The organism is Salinibacterium sp. ZJ450 (assembly GCF_011751885.2).
Classification (GTDB): domain Bacteria; phylum Actinomycetota; class Actinomycetes; order Actinomycetales; family Microbacteriaceae; genus Ruicaihuangia.
On sequence record NZ_CP061771.1, the window covers coordinates 152,417 to 166,523 of the forward strand.

General features: G+C 66.0%; 19 protein-coding genes. 8 read left to right on the plus strand and 11 right to left on the minus strand.

Annotated features, from left to right (window positions below):
• Positions 1–89 precede the first annotated feature (89 nt).
• Entirely contained in the window at positions 90–1,073 is a 984-nt protein-coding gene (locus HCT51_RS00765) for a DNA-methyltransferase (protein WP_166876323.1), read from the minus strand.
• A 384-nt stretch (positions 1,074–1,457) separates the two neighbouring features.
• Here HCT51_RS00765 and HCT51_RS00770 point away from each other — a divergent pair, with 384 nt between their 5' ends.
• Positions 1,458–1,895, plus strand: a complete 438-nt coding sequence (locus HCT51_RS00770) for a nitroreductase family deazaflavin-dependent oxidoreductase (RefSeq protein WP_166876318.1) — start codon at positions 1,458–1,460, stop codon at positions 1,893–1,895.
• On the opposite strand, the gene HCT51_RS00775 is transcribed toward HCT51_RS00770, so the two are convergent.
• The 4 genes from HCT51_RS00775 to upp form a co-directional block, all read right to left on the minus strand.
• Entirely contained in the window at positions 1,892–2,830 is a 939-nt protein-coding gene (locus HCT51_RS00775; RefSeq protein WP_166876314.1) for a hypothetical protein, read from the minus strand. The two genes, HCT51_RS00770 and HCT51_RS00775, sit on opposite strands and share 4 nt — an antisense overlap.
• A gap of 2 nt (positions 2,831–2,832) precedes the next feature.
• Positions 2,833–3,270, minus strand: a complete 438-nt coding sequence (locus tag HCT51_RS00780; protein ID WP_370626884.1) for a MarR family winged helix-turn-helix transcriptional regulator — start codon at positions 3,268–3,270, stop codon at positions 2,833–2,835.
• 423 nt (positions 3,271–3,693) lie between these two features.
• Entirely contained in the window at positions 3,694–4,461 is a 768-nt protein-coding gene (locus HCT51_RS00785; protein ID WP_166876307.1) for a winged helix-turn-helix domain-containing protein, read from the minus strand.
• A gap of 312 nt (positions 4,462–4,773) precedes the next feature.
• Positions 4,774–5,406 (minus strand): uracil phosphoribosyltransferase, encoded by a 633-nt coding sequence (gene upp, locus HCT51_RS00790; RefSeq protein ID WP_166876304.1) that lies wholly within the window; start codon positions 5,404–5,406, stop codon positions 4,774–4,776.
• 47 nt (positions 5,407–5,453) lie between these two features.
• Between upp and tadA the strand changes: the two genes are divergently transcribed.
• The gene (gene tadA, locus HCT51_RS00795) at positions 5,454–5,885 is read left to right on the plus strand and encodes a tRNA adenosine(34) deaminase TadA (RefSeq protein ID WP_166876894.1); all 432 of its coding nucleotides are present in this window, start codon (positions 5,454–5,456) and stop codon (positions 5,883–5,885) included.
• A gap of 24 nt (positions 5,886–5,909) precedes the next feature.
• Here tadA and HCT51_RS00800 read toward each other — a convergent pair whose 3' ends face one another.
• Positions 5,910–6,203 (minus strand): TFIIB-type zinc ribbon-containing protein, encoded by a 294-nt coding sequence (locus HCT51_RS00800; RefSeq protein WP_166876301.1) that lies wholly within the window; start codon positions 6,201–6,203, stop codon positions 5,910–5,912.
• 65 nt (positions 6,204–6,268) lie between these two features.
• Positions 6,269–7,231 (minus strand): cation diffusion facilitator family transporter, encoded by a 963-nt coding sequence (locus HCT51_RS00805; RefSeq protein WP_166876297.1) that lies wholly within the window; start codon positions 7,229–7,231, stop codon positions 6,269–6,271.
• 23 nt (positions 7,232–7,254) lie between these two features.
• Here HCT51_RS00805 and proC point away from each other — a divergent pair, with 23 nt between their 5' ends.
• Entirely contained in the window at positions 7,255–8,085 is an 831-nt protein-coding gene (gene proC, locus HCT51_RS00810) for a pyrroline-5-carboxylate reductase (RefSeq protein ID WP_166876294.1), read from the plus strand.
• 24 nt (positions 8,086–8,109) lie between these two features.
• Here proC and HCT51_RS00815 read toward each other — a convergent pair whose 3' ends face one another.
• Both HCT51_RS00815 and HCT51_RS00820 read right to left on the minus strand, forming a co-directional pair.
• Positions 8,110–8,781 carry a potassium channel family protein gene (locus HCT51_RS00815; RefSeq protein WP_166876291.1) on the minus strand — a complete coding sequence of 224 codons (672 nt, stop codon included), beginning with the start codon at positions 8,779–8,781 and terminating at the stop codon, positions 8,110–8,112.
• Positions 8,774–10,219: a TrkH family potassium uptake protein gene (locus tag HCT51_RS00820; RefSeq protein WP_166876288.1), complete on the minus strand. Its 1,446-nt coding sequence runs from the start codon at positions 10,217–10,219 to the stop codon at positions 8,774–8,776. The genes HCT51_RS00815 and HCT51_RS00820 overlap by 8 nt, the downstream gene beginning before the upstream one ends.
• Positions 10,220–10,289: 70 nt before the next feature.
• Between HCT51_RS00820 and HCT51_RS00825 the strand changes: the two genes are divergently transcribed.
• The 3 genes from HCT51_RS00825 to HCT51_RS00835 all read left to right on the plus strand — a co-directional run bounded on the left by HCT51_RS00825 (position 10,290) and on the right by HCT51_RS00835 (position 11,227).
• Positions 10,290–10,736 (plus strand): ArsR/SmtB family transcription factor, encoded by a 447-nt coding sequence (locus HCT51_RS00825; RefSeq protein WP_166876285.1) that lies wholly within the window; start codon positions 10,290–10,292, stop codon positions 10,734–10,736.
• Positions 10,737–10,829: 93 nt separating this feature from the next.
• The gene (locus HCT51_RS00830) at positions 10,830–11,024 is read left to right on the plus strand and encodes a helix-turn-helix domain-containing protein (RefSeq protein WP_166876282.1); all 195 of its coding nucleotides are present in this window, start codon (positions 10,830–10,832) and stop codon (positions 11,022–11,024) included.
• 104 nt (positions 11,025–11,128) lie between these two features.
• On the plus strand, positions 11,129–11,227 hold the full coding sequence (locus HCT51_RS00835; RefSeq protein WP_003792170.1) for a 30S ribosomal protein bS22: 99 nt from the start codon (positions 11,129–11,131) through the stop codon (positions 11,225–11,227).
• Positions 11,228–11,256: 29 nt separating this feature from the next.
• Here the strand turns inward: HCT51_RS00835 and HCT51_RS00840 are convergent, their stop codons facing one another.
• Positions 11,257–12,030, minus strand: a complete 774-nt coding sequence (locus HCT51_RS00840) for an HAD family hydrolase (RefSeq protein WP_166876279.1) — start codon at positions 12,028–12,030, stop codon at positions 11,257–11,259.
• Between the two features lie 35 nt (positions 12,031–12,065).
• Here HCT51_RS00840 and HCT51_RS00845 point away from each other — a divergent pair, with 35 nt between their 5' ends.
• Positions 12,066–12,317: a glutaredoxin family protein gene (locus HCT51_RS00845; RefSeq protein WP_166876276.1), complete on the plus strand. Its 252-nt coding sequence runs from the start codon at positions 12,066–12,068 to the stop codon at positions 12,315–12,317.
• Complete coding sequence (locus tag HCT51_RS00850) at positions 12,314–12,607, plus strand: Dabb family protein (RefSeq protein WP_166876273.1); 294 nt, start codon at positions 12,314–12,316, stop codon at positions 12,605–12,607. The genes HCT51_RS00845 and HCT51_RS00850 overlap by 4 nt, the downstream gene beginning before the upstream one ends.
• 105 nt (positions 12,608–12,712) lie before the next feature.
• Here the strand turns inward: HCT51_RS00850 and aspS are convergent, their stop codons facing one another.
• Entirely contained in the window at positions 12,713–14,053 is a 1,341-nt protein-coding gene (gene aspS / locus HCT51_RS00855) for an aspartate--tRNA(Asn) ligase (protein ID WP_166876270.1), read from the minus strand.
• Positions 14,054–14,107: the final 54 nt, after the last annotated feature.

A 14,107-nucleotide genomic window follows, 5' to 3' on the forward strand; every position in this document is an offset into this window, starting at 1 on the left:
AAGGTCCATGGTTGTGCGGACGGCAGGATCAAGAGATGGGCGAATCGCGGCGATTGCCTCGGGGGCGTCGGTCGCGCCATGTGAACTGCTCATAGGTCTGTTACCGTATCTTTCTTAAGATGTTCCGAGACGAACTTAGCCATCCGACTGGCGGCGTCGGTGGCGAACTGTTGCGAGAGTTCGAATCCAATCGCGTCTCGTCCCGATGACACTGCTGCGACCAGCGTCGATCCTGATCCAGAGAAAGGGTCCAAGACAACGCCGCCAGGGGGCGAACTGCTCCGTATTCTCGGTGCCACGAGCTTGACAGGGAAAGTGGCTGAATGTCCTGTTTCTGACCTATCCGGACGGACTGAAATGACATCCAGGCCCCCCTGTTCGGCACCGTCCAGATCATAGAAGTAAGTGGGCCGCCCCTTCGGATTCCTCTTGACGAAGTGGAAGAGGTGCTCGTGACTGAGCTTCAATCGATCCTTTTCCGGCCGAGGAGCCATGTGTGGTTTGCTCCAGACGAGGTCGTTCCGCAAGATCCATCCGGCGTCTTGCATTGCAATCGCGAATCTGGCTGGAATCATCAGGAGTTGCTTGTCGTGGAGCGCTCCACCCGTCGGAGTCCTTCTTCTGCGTCGTTCACCTTCGTGAAGACCTTGTCGACCCTCGTCGCGGATGGATGACCAGCGTCCGAAGTATGTGTCTCCAAGGTTGACCCAAATGCTTCCCGATGCCCTCAGCGCCGGCTCGAGGCGATCGAAGAGCGACACGAGATGGTCGATGAACCACGACGGATAGGGTTCCAGCCCCAGCACGCCCCCATGAGCGCGATACCACTCGTAACCGGGCGGAGTGACGCCATCGGCCCCGGTGGACACCCACTCCTTCAGCACCTCGTCATTGTGTTCATGCCCATAGGAGCGCAAGCCCCAGTACGGCGGGGAGGTAAGTACGAGATCCACTGAGTCTTCCTGGACCTCTTGAGAAAGATCCCACGCGTCGCCCTGGCGAATCTCCCAGTTACGGTTCAAGGGTGCGTTCGACTTGCGTTCCTCGGGCGGGTGGTCGACAGCGATGCTCATGACTTGATAGTAACCAAGTGCGGCCGCACTTGCGGGCCTGTGAATTTCGTGCACTCATTCAGCGGCAAGCCGCGCCCGGCTTGGAGCCGATTGCGCCGCCTCTCGAGCCGACATTGTGTTCGTTCCAAATCGCGCCGAAACTCTCTCCGAAAATACTTCAACTTTATTCTGCGCGAATCTGCTGCTTTGTCCAACCTGCCAACGCACGCTTCGGGATTGAAGCCGGCCCACCTCGGTCCGGGGAGCGATCCTACCCAGACAGCTCTCGAACGCGCGGTGCCGTCATCACTATCGGCTGGCTTCCGTGAACCGTAAGGGACGGAGCGAACTGCTCAGCCAGCTGCCCCGCTACAGTGGACAAGATTCTGAACGAAGGATGCCTCCATGCCGCTGTCCGGCGAATACGCCCCCAGTACCTTTCAATGGGCCCGCGACCAGGCCGAGCTTTACGAAGCGTCCGGCGGCGCCGAAGGCACCACGCTTCGGGGGCTGCCGGTGATCATCCTCACCACAATGGGCGCCGCCAGCGGGAAGCTGCGCAAGACCGCGCTGATGCGGGTGGAGCACGAGGGCCAGTACGCAGTCATCGGGTCGCAGGGTGGGGCCGCGAAACACCCGGCCTGGGTGTTCAACGTGCGCGCGCACCCGCATGTGGAGCTGCAGGACGGCCCGCACCGCCGCGACTACCTCGCCCACGAGGCCGATGGTGAGGAGCGCGAGGCCTGGTGGCAGCGCGCGGTTGAGGCGTTCCCGCCGTACGCGGACTATCAGCTCAAGACGTCGCGGCAGATCCCGGTGTTCGTGCTGGTGCCGACCGACTAACCAGTGGACGCCGGCCAGCCGCAGGCCGCGCCGATGTAGTCGTAGATCTGCAGTCTGACCGCATCGGATGTCGGTACCCACACGGTGCCGCTCTCACCGGTCTCCAGCTCGACGCCAATCGGAAGCAGGCTGCCCCGCTTATCTTCGGCTACCGCGTGCGGGTCGCAGCGGGCGGGCAGGAACTGCAGCTGAATCGTGCGCGGAGGCGACCCGGCCGCGACCAGCTCGTCCAGCGGCCACTGTTGCGGGTCGCCGAGCGGCTCGAGCAGCGTGGTGCCAAGCACATGGGTCACCCGCGCGCTCTGCCCGGCATCGCCGACCGCGGTCAGCGTCATGTCGAGCTGCCCGATGAGGGCGGCATCCTGTGTCTCGCTCCTGATCGCGTCGGCCAAGGTGATGTCAACGCGCTCCGCCACGGCCCGTTCGAAGCAGTCCCGCTCGGCGAACTGCGCGAACGAGTCGATCGGGTCAGTCGGTGTGATGAATCCGGATGTCGCGGTGCCCGACTCGCTCGTCACCGTGAGCCGCGCCACCTCCGCTGCGCCCTCGCGAGCTGTGCCGTCGCCCGTTGGCGCCTCGTTCGCTGTACCCTCGCCTGCCGCCGCGCAGTTCGCGGCGGGCAGCGTGAGCCGCAGGTCACGTGCGGATCCGGCGGGCACCGTGGTGTCGCCGGTCCACACGACATCCTCTGCCAGCCGCGGCGAGCTAAGCACAGCCCGACTGACCGTGATCGCCTGCTCGCCCTCGTTCACCACCCGCAGCTGCAACCGGCGCACGGCCTGGTCGGCGCGATTCTGCACCAGCTCGACGCGGATGCCGTCGGGCAACGCGTCCGCCGGAGTCGCGCAGCCGGTGACCAGCACAGTGCCGATGAGTGCGGTGGCGAGGGCGAGGGGCGCGGCCGTTCTCCAATTGAGGAGGCGGCGGGCGCGCATGGTCAGTCCTCGGACAGCCTGAGCTTGTTACAGAGGTCGGTGAGGGTGAGCAGTTCGTCGTTGCTGAGGGCGGAGCCCACCCGGTCGGTGATCGACCTGGTGTGGGTGGCGGCGACCGTGCGGAACAGGTCGAAGCCGGCATCCGTCAACGTCACGATCGTTCCGCGCCCGTCGCCCGGGTCGGGGGTCTTGGTCACCAGGTCGCGGCTGGCCAGCCGGTCGATCAGACGGCTGACGCTCGGCTGGGTGAGCAGGATGTGCTTGTTCAGATCGCGGATCCGCAGCCGCCAGCCGGGCTGCCGGGAGAGGTTGAACAGCACGTCGTACTCGTTCAGGGAGAGCTGGTCGTTCGGGAACACACTGTTCAGCTCGCGCAGCACGGTGACCTGCGCCCGAAACAGGGCTTCCCAGGCATCAACGGCGATTGAACGGTCACTCACGCCCATAACTCTATTCATATGCAACGAATCTGGCGAAATCCGTGACCGAAGATGACGCCCGACTACGACGCCGACCTCACCCCGGACGTGACTGAGGGCCGGTCGTTGAGGCTAACGACCGGCCCTCTTCCCTTGCACCAAGAGTGTCCTGCAATCACATTCCGCGGGAGCTGCCACAGCAAACAACTTCCGCTCCATGAATATATAACGGTGAGGTAACGGAAAGCTAGTTACCGAACCGTTATTTTTCTGAAAGTTTGCTCGGAGTGCCTCGGCGGGTGTGCGTTGCGGGATGTCGGGAGCCACGAGCGCCGCGAAAACGGGCGAGCGCGCCTGCCGCGGCGGCGGCGTTCGGCCGTTTTCGCGGCGCTCATTCGCGCGGGCAGGCGCTCACCGCAGCGAGGCCGCGCAGCCGGGCCGGCCTTAGAAGAAGTCGGGGGAGGGGGTGGTGGAGTGCCGGATGGACACGTCGGCGTGCCGGTCGAACCGGTAGCCGACGCCGCGCACGGTGCGCACGATGTCCTCGTAGGCGCCGAGCTTGGAGCGCAGACGGCGCACGTGCACATCGATGGTGCGCTCGTTCGGGGCATCGCCCTCGTCGCCGTCCGACCACAGCGCGTGGATCAGCTCGAGTCGTTCGATGGTGCGGCCTTCCCGCAGCACCAAGTACTGCAGCAGCTCGAACTCCTTGTAGGTGAGCGGGGCTGCATCGCCGTCGAGCACGACGCGCTTGCGCGACAGGTCAACGACCACACCGCCGCGGGTCTTCTCGATGACGGGCTCGGCGGCGGCCTGCCGGCGCTTGGCGACGGCGGCGGGGTCCTGCAGGGCGAGGCGCACGACGTCGACATCGCGGCCGCCGGAGCCCTGCGGGGCCAGGGCGATCGCCGCGTGGGTTTCGGCGTCGGGGGCGAGCGCCGCGGTGAGCTTCTTCAACGCGTCGACGATGGCGCCGAGGTCGGTTCCGGCGGCGGCAGCCTTTGCCTCGTCGAGACCGACGTAGAGCACGAATCCGCGCGCCTCGGTGCCCTCGGGCACGGCGCGGATGCGGGGAGCTGCGGCCCGCTCGGCGTCCGGGGTAGCGGTGGGCGCCGACGCGGCGGAAGTCGTGGGCGCCGGAGCGGCATCGACACGCGGGGCGTACGGCGCAACGGTGATGGGACGGGCGAGGTCAAGGGTGGCGAGAGACATTACAAGAATCCTTTGGAGACAGGGATTTGAAGGCCTCGTAATGATGAGGTTGTGATCCTTCGGTGTTTCGAGCGGTGCGGGGTGCATTCCGTTATGAAGGAGACGTACCCGGAGTTTCAGCCCCGTTGATGAACGGCGGGCGAACTCGGCGAGGTTTCAGCCGATTAGGCACACATTCGACAACACATGACAGCGCTCGCCGGCATGGTGCCAGAGAATCCTCGAGCCTCGCAAGAGGTCGGGGTGAACGCGTCGAGAGTCATGTCGGACAGTTTCCGACACTTTCCGCACTCTTGTCAAATCTGGGTGGCGCTACACCAGCCCGTACAGGCGGTCGCCGGCGTCGCCGAGTCCGGGAACGATGTAGCCGTGCTCGTTGAGGCGTTCGTCCAGCGCGCCGAGCACGATGGTGACCTCGCGGCCCTTTGTCGCGGCCTCAACGGCGGCGAGTCCCTCCGGGGTGCCGAGCAGGCAGACGGCGGTGACATCCACCGCGCCGCGAGCGAAGAGGTAGTCGATCGCGGCGATCAGCGAGCCGCCGGTGGCCAGCATCGGGTCGATCACGAAGCACTGCCGGTTCGACAGGTCGTCGGGCAGGCGTTCGGCGTAGGTGACCGGCTGCAGCGTCTCTTCGTCGCGCACCAGGCCGAGGAATCCGACCTCGGCGGTGGGGAGCAGACGGGTCATGCCCTCGAGCATGCCCAGCCCGGCGCGCAGGATCGGCACCACGAGCGGCCGCGGGTTGGCGATCGTCACGCCCGTCGTCGCGGCGACCGGGGTCTCGATGTCGACAGGGGTGACCCGCACATTGCGGGTGGCCTCGTAGGCCAGCAGGGTTACGAGCTCTTCGGTGAGCTGTCGGAACGTCGGTGAGGGCGTGCGCTTGTCGCGCAGCACCGTGAGTTTGTGGGTAACCAGAGGGTGGTCGGCAACATGCACTCGCATAGGCTCAACGTTACTGGAGGTGGCAGGTGGCCCGATACGACGACTGGATGCTGCAGGCTGTGGCCGAGGCGCGCCAGGCGCTGGATACCGGGGATGTGCCGGTCGCCGCCCTGGTTCTGGATGCGTCGGGAAATGTCATCGGGATCGGCCGCAACGAGCGTGAGTTGCTGCAAGACCCCACCGCGCATGCCGAGGTTGTGGCGATCAGGCAGGCCGCGGCATCCGTCGGCGACTGGCACCTGACCGACGTGACCCTGGTTGTCACGCTCGAGCCGTGCGTGATGTGCGCGGGTGCGATCCTGTCTGCCCGCATTCCGCGGGTGGTGTTCGGGGCGTGGGACGACAAGGCCGGCGCGGTCGGCAGCGTGCACGATCTGCTGCGCGATCGCCGCCTGCCGCACAGGGTCGAGGTGATCGCCGGGGTGCAGGCGGAGGCCTGCGCCGAACTGCTCACCGACTTCTTCGAACAGAAGCGGTGAGGCAGCCGGCGACGAACGGATGCCTCAGTCGAACAGGTCGCTGAGCCAGTTCTCCTTCTTGCGCTTGCCGTAGGGCTGCTGCTGGCCGTAGCCGCGGTTGTCGTACCCACGGTCGCGGTCGCCGTAACCCCGGTTGTCGTATCCGACGTTGCGCGGCGGCGCCGCCGCCGGCGGCACCTGCTGCACCGATGCGCGGTCGATGATCTTGTCGAGTTCGCCGCGGTCAAGCCACACGCCCCGACACTGCGGGCAGAAGTCGATCTCGACTCCGGAACGGTCTGACATGACAAGCACGGAGCCGTCTATTGGACACTGCACGATGGGTTTCCTTCCGTCGGCCTTCAAACCTAACGAGGGAAAGGTGGGAAAGCTCTGACGGATCGTCAGTCGACGGCGCGGATGACGATGGCATCCGTCGACGGATGCTCGTTGGGATTGCCGCGGTACACGTCGGGTTCGATGTAGATCACCCTGGCCACCGGCACCGCCTGACGGATGCTCTTCTCCACCTCGTCGATCGCCGCCGCCACCTGGCCCAGCTTGTCGGTGCGGGGGAACGCGATCTTCGCGGCCACCATCAGCTCGTCGGGGCCGAGGTACAGGCTCTTCATGTGGATGAGCGCTTCGACGTCGGGGTGGGCGTTGATCACGTCGCGGATCGTGGTGACGTCGTCGGGTCGGGCGCCCTCACCGACCAGCAGGCTTTGCGTCTCGATACCCAGGACCAGCGCGACCACGATGAGCAGGGCTCCGATCGCGAGGGTGCCGAGTGCGTCGAATAGCGGGTTGCCGGTGATGATGGTGAGCCCGACGCCGATCAGGGCGAAGACCAGGCCGAACAGCGCGGCGATGTCCTCGAGTAGAACCACCGGTAGCTCCGGCGACTTGGCGTGCCGCACGAATGAGATCCAGCTGCTCTTGCCCTTGTGCGGCAGTGACTCCTTGACCGCGGTGCGCAGCGAGAACGACTCGAGCACGATCGCGATGACCAGCACCAGCACCGGCAGCCACGGCACCTCGAGGGCGTGCGGGTGCGTGAGCTTGTCGATGCCCTCGTAGATCGAGAACATGCCGCCGACGCTGAACAGCACGATCGACACCACGAACGCCCACAGGTAGCGCTCGCGGCCGTAGCCGAACGGGTGCTCCGCATCGGCCTCTTTCTGGGCCCGCTTGCCGCCTAGTAGCAGCAGCAGCTGGTTGCCGGCGTCGGCGACCGAGTGCACGCTCTCGGCCAGCATCGAGCTCGAACCGGAGAACGCCCAGGCGATGAACTTGGTGATCGCGATGCCGGTGTTGGCCAGAAGGGCCGCGATGACTGCCTTGGTTCCGCCGCTAGCGCTCATGGGCTCCATCTTAGAATGGCCCGATGAGCGTTGATTTGCCGACCATTGCCATTCTCGGAACCGGATCGATGGGCGGTGCCATCCTCAGCGGGCTGGTGAAACCGGGCGTCACGGTGGCTGGCGGCATCCGCGTCACCAACCGCTCGGTCGAGAAGGCCGACGCCCTGCGGTCCGACGCGGTCACCAGCTACGCGACATCCGTCGAGCCAAAGGCGAACCACCTGGCCGTCGCCGGCGCCCGCATCGTACTGATCGGCGTGAAGCCGGCGATGGTTCCCGATCTGCTGCGCGAGATTGCGCCGTCATTGGAGCCGGATGCCGTGGTCGTCAGCGTTGCCGCGGGGGTGACCATCGCCACGATCGAGTCACTCGTCAGCACCCCGGTGCTGCGCGCGATGCCGAACACGCCCGCCGTGGTCGGACGCGCCGTGACCGGGCTTGCCGCCGGAACCCGGTCATCGGATGCCGACCTGGAGGTCGTCCGGGCCCTGTTCGAGACCGTGGGGTCGGTACTCGTGGTGCCGGAAGAGCAGATCGACGCGCTCGGCACCATCTCCGGTTCGGGTCCGGCCTACGTGTTCTACTTCATCGAGCAGCTCACCGCCACGGCGATCGGGCTCGGCTTCAGCCCGGAGCAGGCGGCGATCATGGTGAACAACACCTTCCTCGGGGCAACCGAGCTGCTGGCCGCCACCGGCGAGGCGCCGGCTGAGCTGCGCCGTCGTGTCACCAGCCCGAAGGGCACCACCGAGCGCGCCATCGCGGAACTCGAGAAGGCCGATCTCAAGGGGCTATTCGACAAGGCGACGGCCGCGGCGCTGGCCCGCTCGAAGGAGCTGGCCGCGGGGGCATGATCACCCGCTGGCGCGGAGGAGGTGCTACGCCGACAGCGTGGCGAACTTCTCGATGTCCTGGCTGTTGCCCGACACGATGATCAGGTCGTGGCTCGACACCACGGTCTCCGGAGTCGCGTAGGTGAACTCCTTGCCCGGGGACTTCACGCCGACGACGCTGATGCCGTACTTCTTGCGCACCTGAGACTCGGCCAGCGTCATCCCGCGCACGTTCTTCGGCGGGTACATCTTCACGAGGGCGAACTCGTCGTCGAACTCGATGAAGTCGAGCATCCGGCCGGAGACCAGGTGCGCCACGCGCTCGCCGGCTTCCGCCTCGGGGTAGATGACATGATTCGCGCCGATGCGGGCGAGGATCTTGCCGTGGGATTGGCTGATCGCCTTGGCCCAGATCTGCGGGATCTTGAGGTCGACCAGGTTCGCGGTGATCAGCACGCTGGCCTCGATCGCGGAGGCCGTGGCGACCACGGCCACCGCGAAGTCCTGAGCGCCGATCTGCCGCAGCGCGTCGATGTTGCGCGCATCCGCCTGCACCGCGTGGGTCACCCGCTCGGACCATTTCTGCACCAGGTTGGCATCGGCGTCCACGGCCAACACCTCGCGTCCCAGCCGGTCCAGCTGACCTGCGGTCGCTGCACCGAAACGCCCCAGTCCGATCACCAGGACGGGCGCATCATGCGGGATTCTCTCAACCAACGATCGGCCTTTCTTCAGCCCTCCGGAACAGCTGCCGGCGCTGGCTCGCAGCGAGCGCGGCGGCCAACGTCACTGTACCAACGCGACCGGCCCACATGGTGGCGGCCAGGATGTACTTGCCCGCATCCGGAAGCTCGGCGGTGAGCCCGGTCGACAGGCCCACGGTGGCGAACGCCGAGATCACGTCGAACAGCACGAAGTCGAGTGGCTGCTTGGTCAGTTGCAGGATGGCGATGGACGCGGTGGCCACGATCGTGGCGCCCCACAGCACCACGCTCACCGACAGGCGCAGCACGTCGGTGGGAATCCGGCGGTCGAAGATCTGCATGTCCGAGTCGCCGCGGGCCTCGGCCAGGGCGGCGAGGAACAGCACGGCCAGGGTGGTGACCTTGATGCCGCCCGCGGTCGACGCCGAGCCGCCGCCGACGAACATCAGCATGTCCATCACCAGCAGGGTCGACCCGTTCATCTCACTGATGTTGATCGTCGAGAAGCCGCCGGAGCGGGTCATGATCGAGAGGAAGGTGGCCGTCATCGGGCCGGCCGCGGGATCCAGCGCCCCGAGCGTCGCCGCGTTGCTGACCTCGAGCACGTAGATGGCGATCGCGCCGAGCACGATCAGGATGAGCGTGGTGGTGAGCGTCAGCTTCACATGCAGCGACCAACGCTTCGGGGTGCGCCAGCCGCGGGCCAGGGCGAAGATCACCGGAAAGCCGATGCTGCCGAGGAACACGCCGATCGCGAGCGACGACAGCATCCACGGGTCGGTGGCGAACGGCGCGAGCCCTTCCGGCGTGGGCGTGAATCCGGTGTTGGTGAACGCGGACGCCGACCAGTAGAACGACTGCCAGACCGCGGACCAGAGGTCGGCCCCCTCGACCAGCAGCCGGGGCGCGATCAGCAGCGCCACGGCGCCCTCGATGATCAGCGAGCTGATCGCCACGGTGGCGAGCAGGCCGCCGATCTCACCGAGCCGTACCGCCTGCGCCTCGACGACCGGGCCATGGTGCAGCCGCAGCGGGTTGCTGTCGCTGGCCGCCATCAGCTTCTGGCGAAGACCCAGCCGGCGCGACACCACCAGCCCCATGATGCTCGCCAGGGTGAGCACACCGATGCCGCCGATCTGCAAGCCGAGCAGGATCACCACGGTGCCGAACGTCGACCAGTGCGTGGCCATGTCCACCACGGACAAGCCGGTGACGCAGATGGTGGACATCGCGGTGAAGAAGGCGTCGGCGAGCGGCGTGACCTGACGGTCGCGCGCCGAGATCGGCAGCGACAGCAGCAGCGTCCAAATCAGGATCAGCGAGCTGAAGACAAGGATCGCGAACCGGGCCGACGACGTGGAGGCGAGGAAGTCGATGAAGTCACGGATACGGCGAAGCGGCGTTCTGCGCACTTCATGGGCGAGACCGCGACTCGTGGTATTCGCGGGCATTCGTAACCCCCAACTGTCGGTGACAGCTTGTCATCGTACTCTCCGTGCGCGGCTTGGATACTCTGTGAGGATGGCTGACATTTTTGACGTGGTCGCCGACGCGACCCGCCGCGACCTCCTCCACGCCCTCCTCGAGCGCTACAGCTCGATCGACTCGGCGACCGGGGAGATCAGCGTCGGGGAGCTCGTGGACCGCCTCGGGGTGAGCCAGCCCACCGTCTCGAAGCACCTGAAGGTGCTGCGCGAGCACGGCATGGTGACCGTGCGCGAAGAGGGTCAGCACCGTTACTACCGGCTCGAGGCCTCTCCGCTCGAGGAGCTCGAAGACTGGCTGATCCCGTTCCTGTCTGCCGACTTCGACGCGCAGGAGACGGCCGCGTACGCCGCCTGGGCCGGCACCGAGGTGGGCAGCAACCTCGGCCGCGCCACCGCAGAACGGCTGCACCAGGCGCGCACCACCATCCACGGCGCCCAGGAGCAGGTGACCAAGCGCCTGCCGTGGCGGAAAAAGAAATAAGAGTCTGGACGTCAGTCACTCCAGCCCCTAATGTTCTGATCAAGCACTCCAGTCACACCCGTCACGAGTGCTTTCGAGCAAGGGACCCGAGCAATGCCGCGTGATCTGTCACAGATGCGTTTTCTCACGGTCGCCGAGGTCGCCAGTATGATGCGAGTGTCGAACATGACGGTGTACCGGCTGGTGCACTCCGGCGAGTTGCCGGCCATCCGGTTCGGACGCTCGTTTCGGATCCCCGAATCGGCGGTCGAGCAGGTGATCCACAAGCCGATGTCTGACATCGGCTAACGGAGCGAATTTCGCTTCACAGAAACCGAGGTAGACTACCCCGGTACGTTTTTCCGCGGTTCTGAACGGACCCGGTGCTCTGTTCAGAAATCAGTGAGGTCCTTATGGGTTCCGTAATCAAGAAGCGTCGCAAGCGCATGGCGAAGAAGAAGCACCGCAAGCTGCTTCGTAAGACACGCCACCAGCGTCGCAACAAGAAGTAGTCTTCGACGAAGGCGCTAACCCCTCGGGGTTAGCGCCTTTTCTTTGCCCTGCCGCCGGCCTTGACCGCGCGCGCGTCTCGACGCACCCGTCGCCGTGCGTCACGGATGCTCGCCGGATTCAGTCGCAGCACCGGCCAGTTGCGGGCCGTCGCGTAGCTGGCGAGGCTCGAGTCCGGGTTCACCACCACCCGGTTGCCGACCAGGTTCAGCAGCGGGATGTCGTTGCGGGAGTCGCTGTACGCCCAGCAGTCGAGCAGCCGAGCCCGCTTGCTGAGCGCCAACTGCTCGGCGACTACGGCCTTGCGTTCACCGTGCATCACCGGGCCGTCGAGCTTGCCGGTGAACACCCCGTTCACGGCCTCGATCCGGGTGCCGAGCGCGCCGGTCAGGCCGAGCTTCTGCGCGATCACCCGCGCCACAACCTCCGGCGATGCGGTGATCAGCCACACCTCGTGCCCCTTGTCCAGGTGCTCGCGGGCGAGGGCCACGGTCTCCGGCCACAGCCGGTGCGACAGGTCGCGGCGGTAGATCTCCTCCGCCAGGTCTTGCAGGCCCTCTTCGGTGTGCCCGCCGATGAGCTCCAGGGCGCGGTCACGGATGCTGGACAGGTGCCGCTTGTTCTCGCCGACGGCAACGAAGCGGGCCTGATGCCAGCCGAACCTGAGCAGGTCGCGAAAGGTCAGATACCCGCGGCTGAACGCCCGACGGCCGAGGTGATAAATACTGGCGCCGCGCATCAGCGTGTTGTCCACGTCGAAGAAGGCGATGATGGGGCTATCGCTCGCGGCTGTGGAGTCAGACATCCCAACCATCGTAATGCGGCACCTAGGCTGGACGGGTGTCCACCACTCTCACCCTGATCGGCAAGCCGGGCTGCCACCTCTGCGACGACGCCCGCGGCATCGTGCACACGGTGCTCACCGAGTTCTCCGACGTGCGCTACGAGGAGCGGTCGATCCTCGACGATCCCGAGCTGAACGCCGCGTACGCCGAGGAGATCCCGGTGGTGCTGATCAACGACAAGGTGCACAACATCTGGCGGGTCAACCCCGACCGCCTTCGCACAGCACTGGAGGAAGCATCCGCATGATCCGTCACATCGTCAGCTGGAAATTGAACACCGAGGGTGAGGCGCGGCGTGAGGCGGCGACCCAGATCGCCGACAGCCTTCGTGCTCTCGTCGGCGAGGTGCCGCAGATCAGGTCGCTGAGCATCGGACCGGATGCCGTGGGCAACGGCAACTGGGACCTCGCGCTGGTCGCCGACTTCGACACCATTGACGACCTGACCGGATACATCGAGCACCCCGCGCACCAGGCGCTGCTGCCGTTCATCCGCTCGCACATCGCCGAGCGCAGCTGCGTCGACTTCGAGTTCTAGCGCCACGCGTTTCAGCCAGTTTGTCGCGAATGAGCCAGTTCGCAGTGGCTCAAGCGCGACAAACTCGCTCAATCCCGAGCCTCGCCCCGAGTGGTGCGCCGCAGGCTAGGGCAGCAGGCGGTTCGGGCCGCGGAACAGGTAGGTCACCTCGCGGATCGACGGCAGACCCAGCATCAGCATGATCACGCGGGCGAGGCCCATGCCGAAGCCACCGTGCGGCGGCACGCCGTAGCGGAAGAAGTCCAGGTAGAAGTCGAGTTCCTCGGGATCGAGGCCCTTCTCCTTGGCCTGCGCGATCAGCACGTCGATGCGGTGCTCGCGCTGCGCTCCGGTGGAGATCTCGGTGCCGTTGTAGACCAGGTCGTAGCTGTTGGTCAGCGTCGAGTCGCCCTCGTGGCGCATGTGGTAGAACGGCCGGATGCTCGACGCGTAGTCGGTGAGGAACACGAAGTCGTGCCCGAACTCCTCCTTGACGTACGCGGAGATGCGGCGCTCGCCCTCCGGGTCCATGTCGTCATCGTGGCGGGGAACCTCGTAGCCGCGCTCGGCGACGATCCGCTTCGCCTCGGCGAGCGGGATGCGCGGGAACGGCGTGGCCGGCACCTCGAGCGCGATGCCGAACAGCGCCTCGATCTCGTCGCCGTGCTTCGCCTTGACCGCGGTGACGCCGGCGACCATCAGGTCTTCGTGCAGCTGCATCACGTCTTCGTGGCTCTCGACCCAGCTGATCTCGCTGTCGATCGAGGTGAACTCCGTGGAGTGCCGCGAGGTGAACGACGGGTCGGCGCGGAACGCCGGGCCGATCTCGAACACTTTGCCGAACCCGGCCGGCTGCGCCATCTGCTTGAAGAACTGCGGGCTCTGCGCGAGGTAGGCGGTGGTGTCGAAGTAGCCGACCTCGAACAGTTCGGCGCGCGACTCCGACGCCGAGGCCATCAGCTTCGGGGTGTGGATCTCGATGAAGTCGTTGTCGATCCAGTAGGTGCGCAGCGCGTGCTCGAACGTGGTCTGGATCCGGAAGATCAGGTTCTGCTTCGGGTGACGCAGGTCGAGGAAGCGCCAGTCCATCCGCTTGTCGACGCTGGAGTCGTCGGCGATCGGCGTCTCGGGGATGGCGAGGCTGGCGACATCCAGTGTCCCGATCTTGACCTCGATGCCGCCGAGCTTGACCCGCTCGTCATGCTTCAGCTCGCCGGTGACGGTGAGAAAGCTGCCGACGCTGAGGCCGGAGATCGTCTCGGTGATGTCCAGGCGGGCTTCGGATGTCGCGTCTTCCGGGTTAACCTCGCGGACGGCCGGGTTCACCAGCTGCAGCGCACCGGACTCGTCGCGCAGCACGACGAACTGCACCTTCTTCTGATCGCGCACGGTCTCGACCCAGCCGGACACGGTGACCGGTCCATCGGGAAGGGCGGCCAGGTTCTTGATGAGGGTGCGTTCAGTCACGGCATCCGAGTCTACCGGCCTGCGCCGGACGGTCGGCGGCGTGCCCGACTCGTT

Bases quoted from the DNA above. Each gene is read 5' to 3' on its own strand.
- HCT51_RS00765 (WP_166876323.1), bottom strand. From the start codon at position 1,073: ATGAGCATCGCTGTCGACCACCCGCCCGAGGAACGCAAGTCGAACGCA.
- HCT51_RS00770 (WP_166876318.1), top strand. From the start codon at position 1,458: ATGCCGCTGTCCGGCGAATACGCCCCCAGTACCTTTCAATGGGCCCGC.
- HCT51_RS00775 (WP_166876314.1), bottom strand. From the start codon at position 2,830: ATGCGCGCCCGCCGCCTCCTCAATTGGAGAACGGCCGCGCCCCTCGCC.
- HCT51_RS00785 (WP_166876307.1), bottom strand. From the start codon at position 4,461: ATGTCTCTCGCCACCCTTGACCTCGCCCGTCCCATCACCGTTGCGCCG.
- upp (WP_166876304.1), bottom strand. From the start codon at position 5,406: ATGCGAGTGCATGTTGCCGACCACCCTCTGGTTACCCACAAACTCACG.
- tadA (WP_166876894.1), top strand. From the start codon at position 5,454: ATGCTGCAGGCTGTGGCCGAGGCGCGCCAGGCGCTGGATACCGGGGAT.
- HCT51_RS00805 (WP_166876297.1), bottom strand. From the start codon at position 7,231: ATGAGCGCTAGCGGCGGAACCAAGGCAGTCATCGCGGCCCTTCTGGCC.
- proC (WP_166876294.1), top strand. From the start codon at position 7,255: ATGAGCGTTGATTTGCCGACCATTGCCATTCTCGGAACCGGATCGATG.
- HCT51_RS00820 (WP_166876288.1), bottom strand. From the start codon at position 10,219: ATGCCCGCGAATACCACGAGTCGCGGTCTCGCCCATGAAGTGCGCAGA.
- HCT51_RS00825 (WP_166876285.1), top strand. From the start codon at position 10,290: ATGGCTGACATTTTTGACGTGGTCGCCGACGCGACCCGCCGCGACCTC.
- HCT51_RS00830 (WP_166876282.1), top strand. From the start codon at position 10,830: ATGCCGCGTGATCTGTCACAGATGCGTTTTCTCACGGTCGCCGAGGTC.
- HCT51_RS00835 (WP_003792170.1), top strand. From the start codon at position 11,129: ATGGGTTCCGTAATCAAGAAGCGTCGCAAGCGCATGGCGAAGAAGAAG.
- HCT51_RS00840 (WP_166876279.1), bottom strand. From the start codon at position 12,030: ATGTCTGACTCCACAGCCGCGAGCGATAGCCCCATCATCGCCTTCTTC.
- HCT51_RS00850 (WP_166876273.1), top strand. From the start codon at position 12,314: ATGATCCGTCACATCGTCAGCTGGAAATTGAACACCGAGGGTGAGGCG.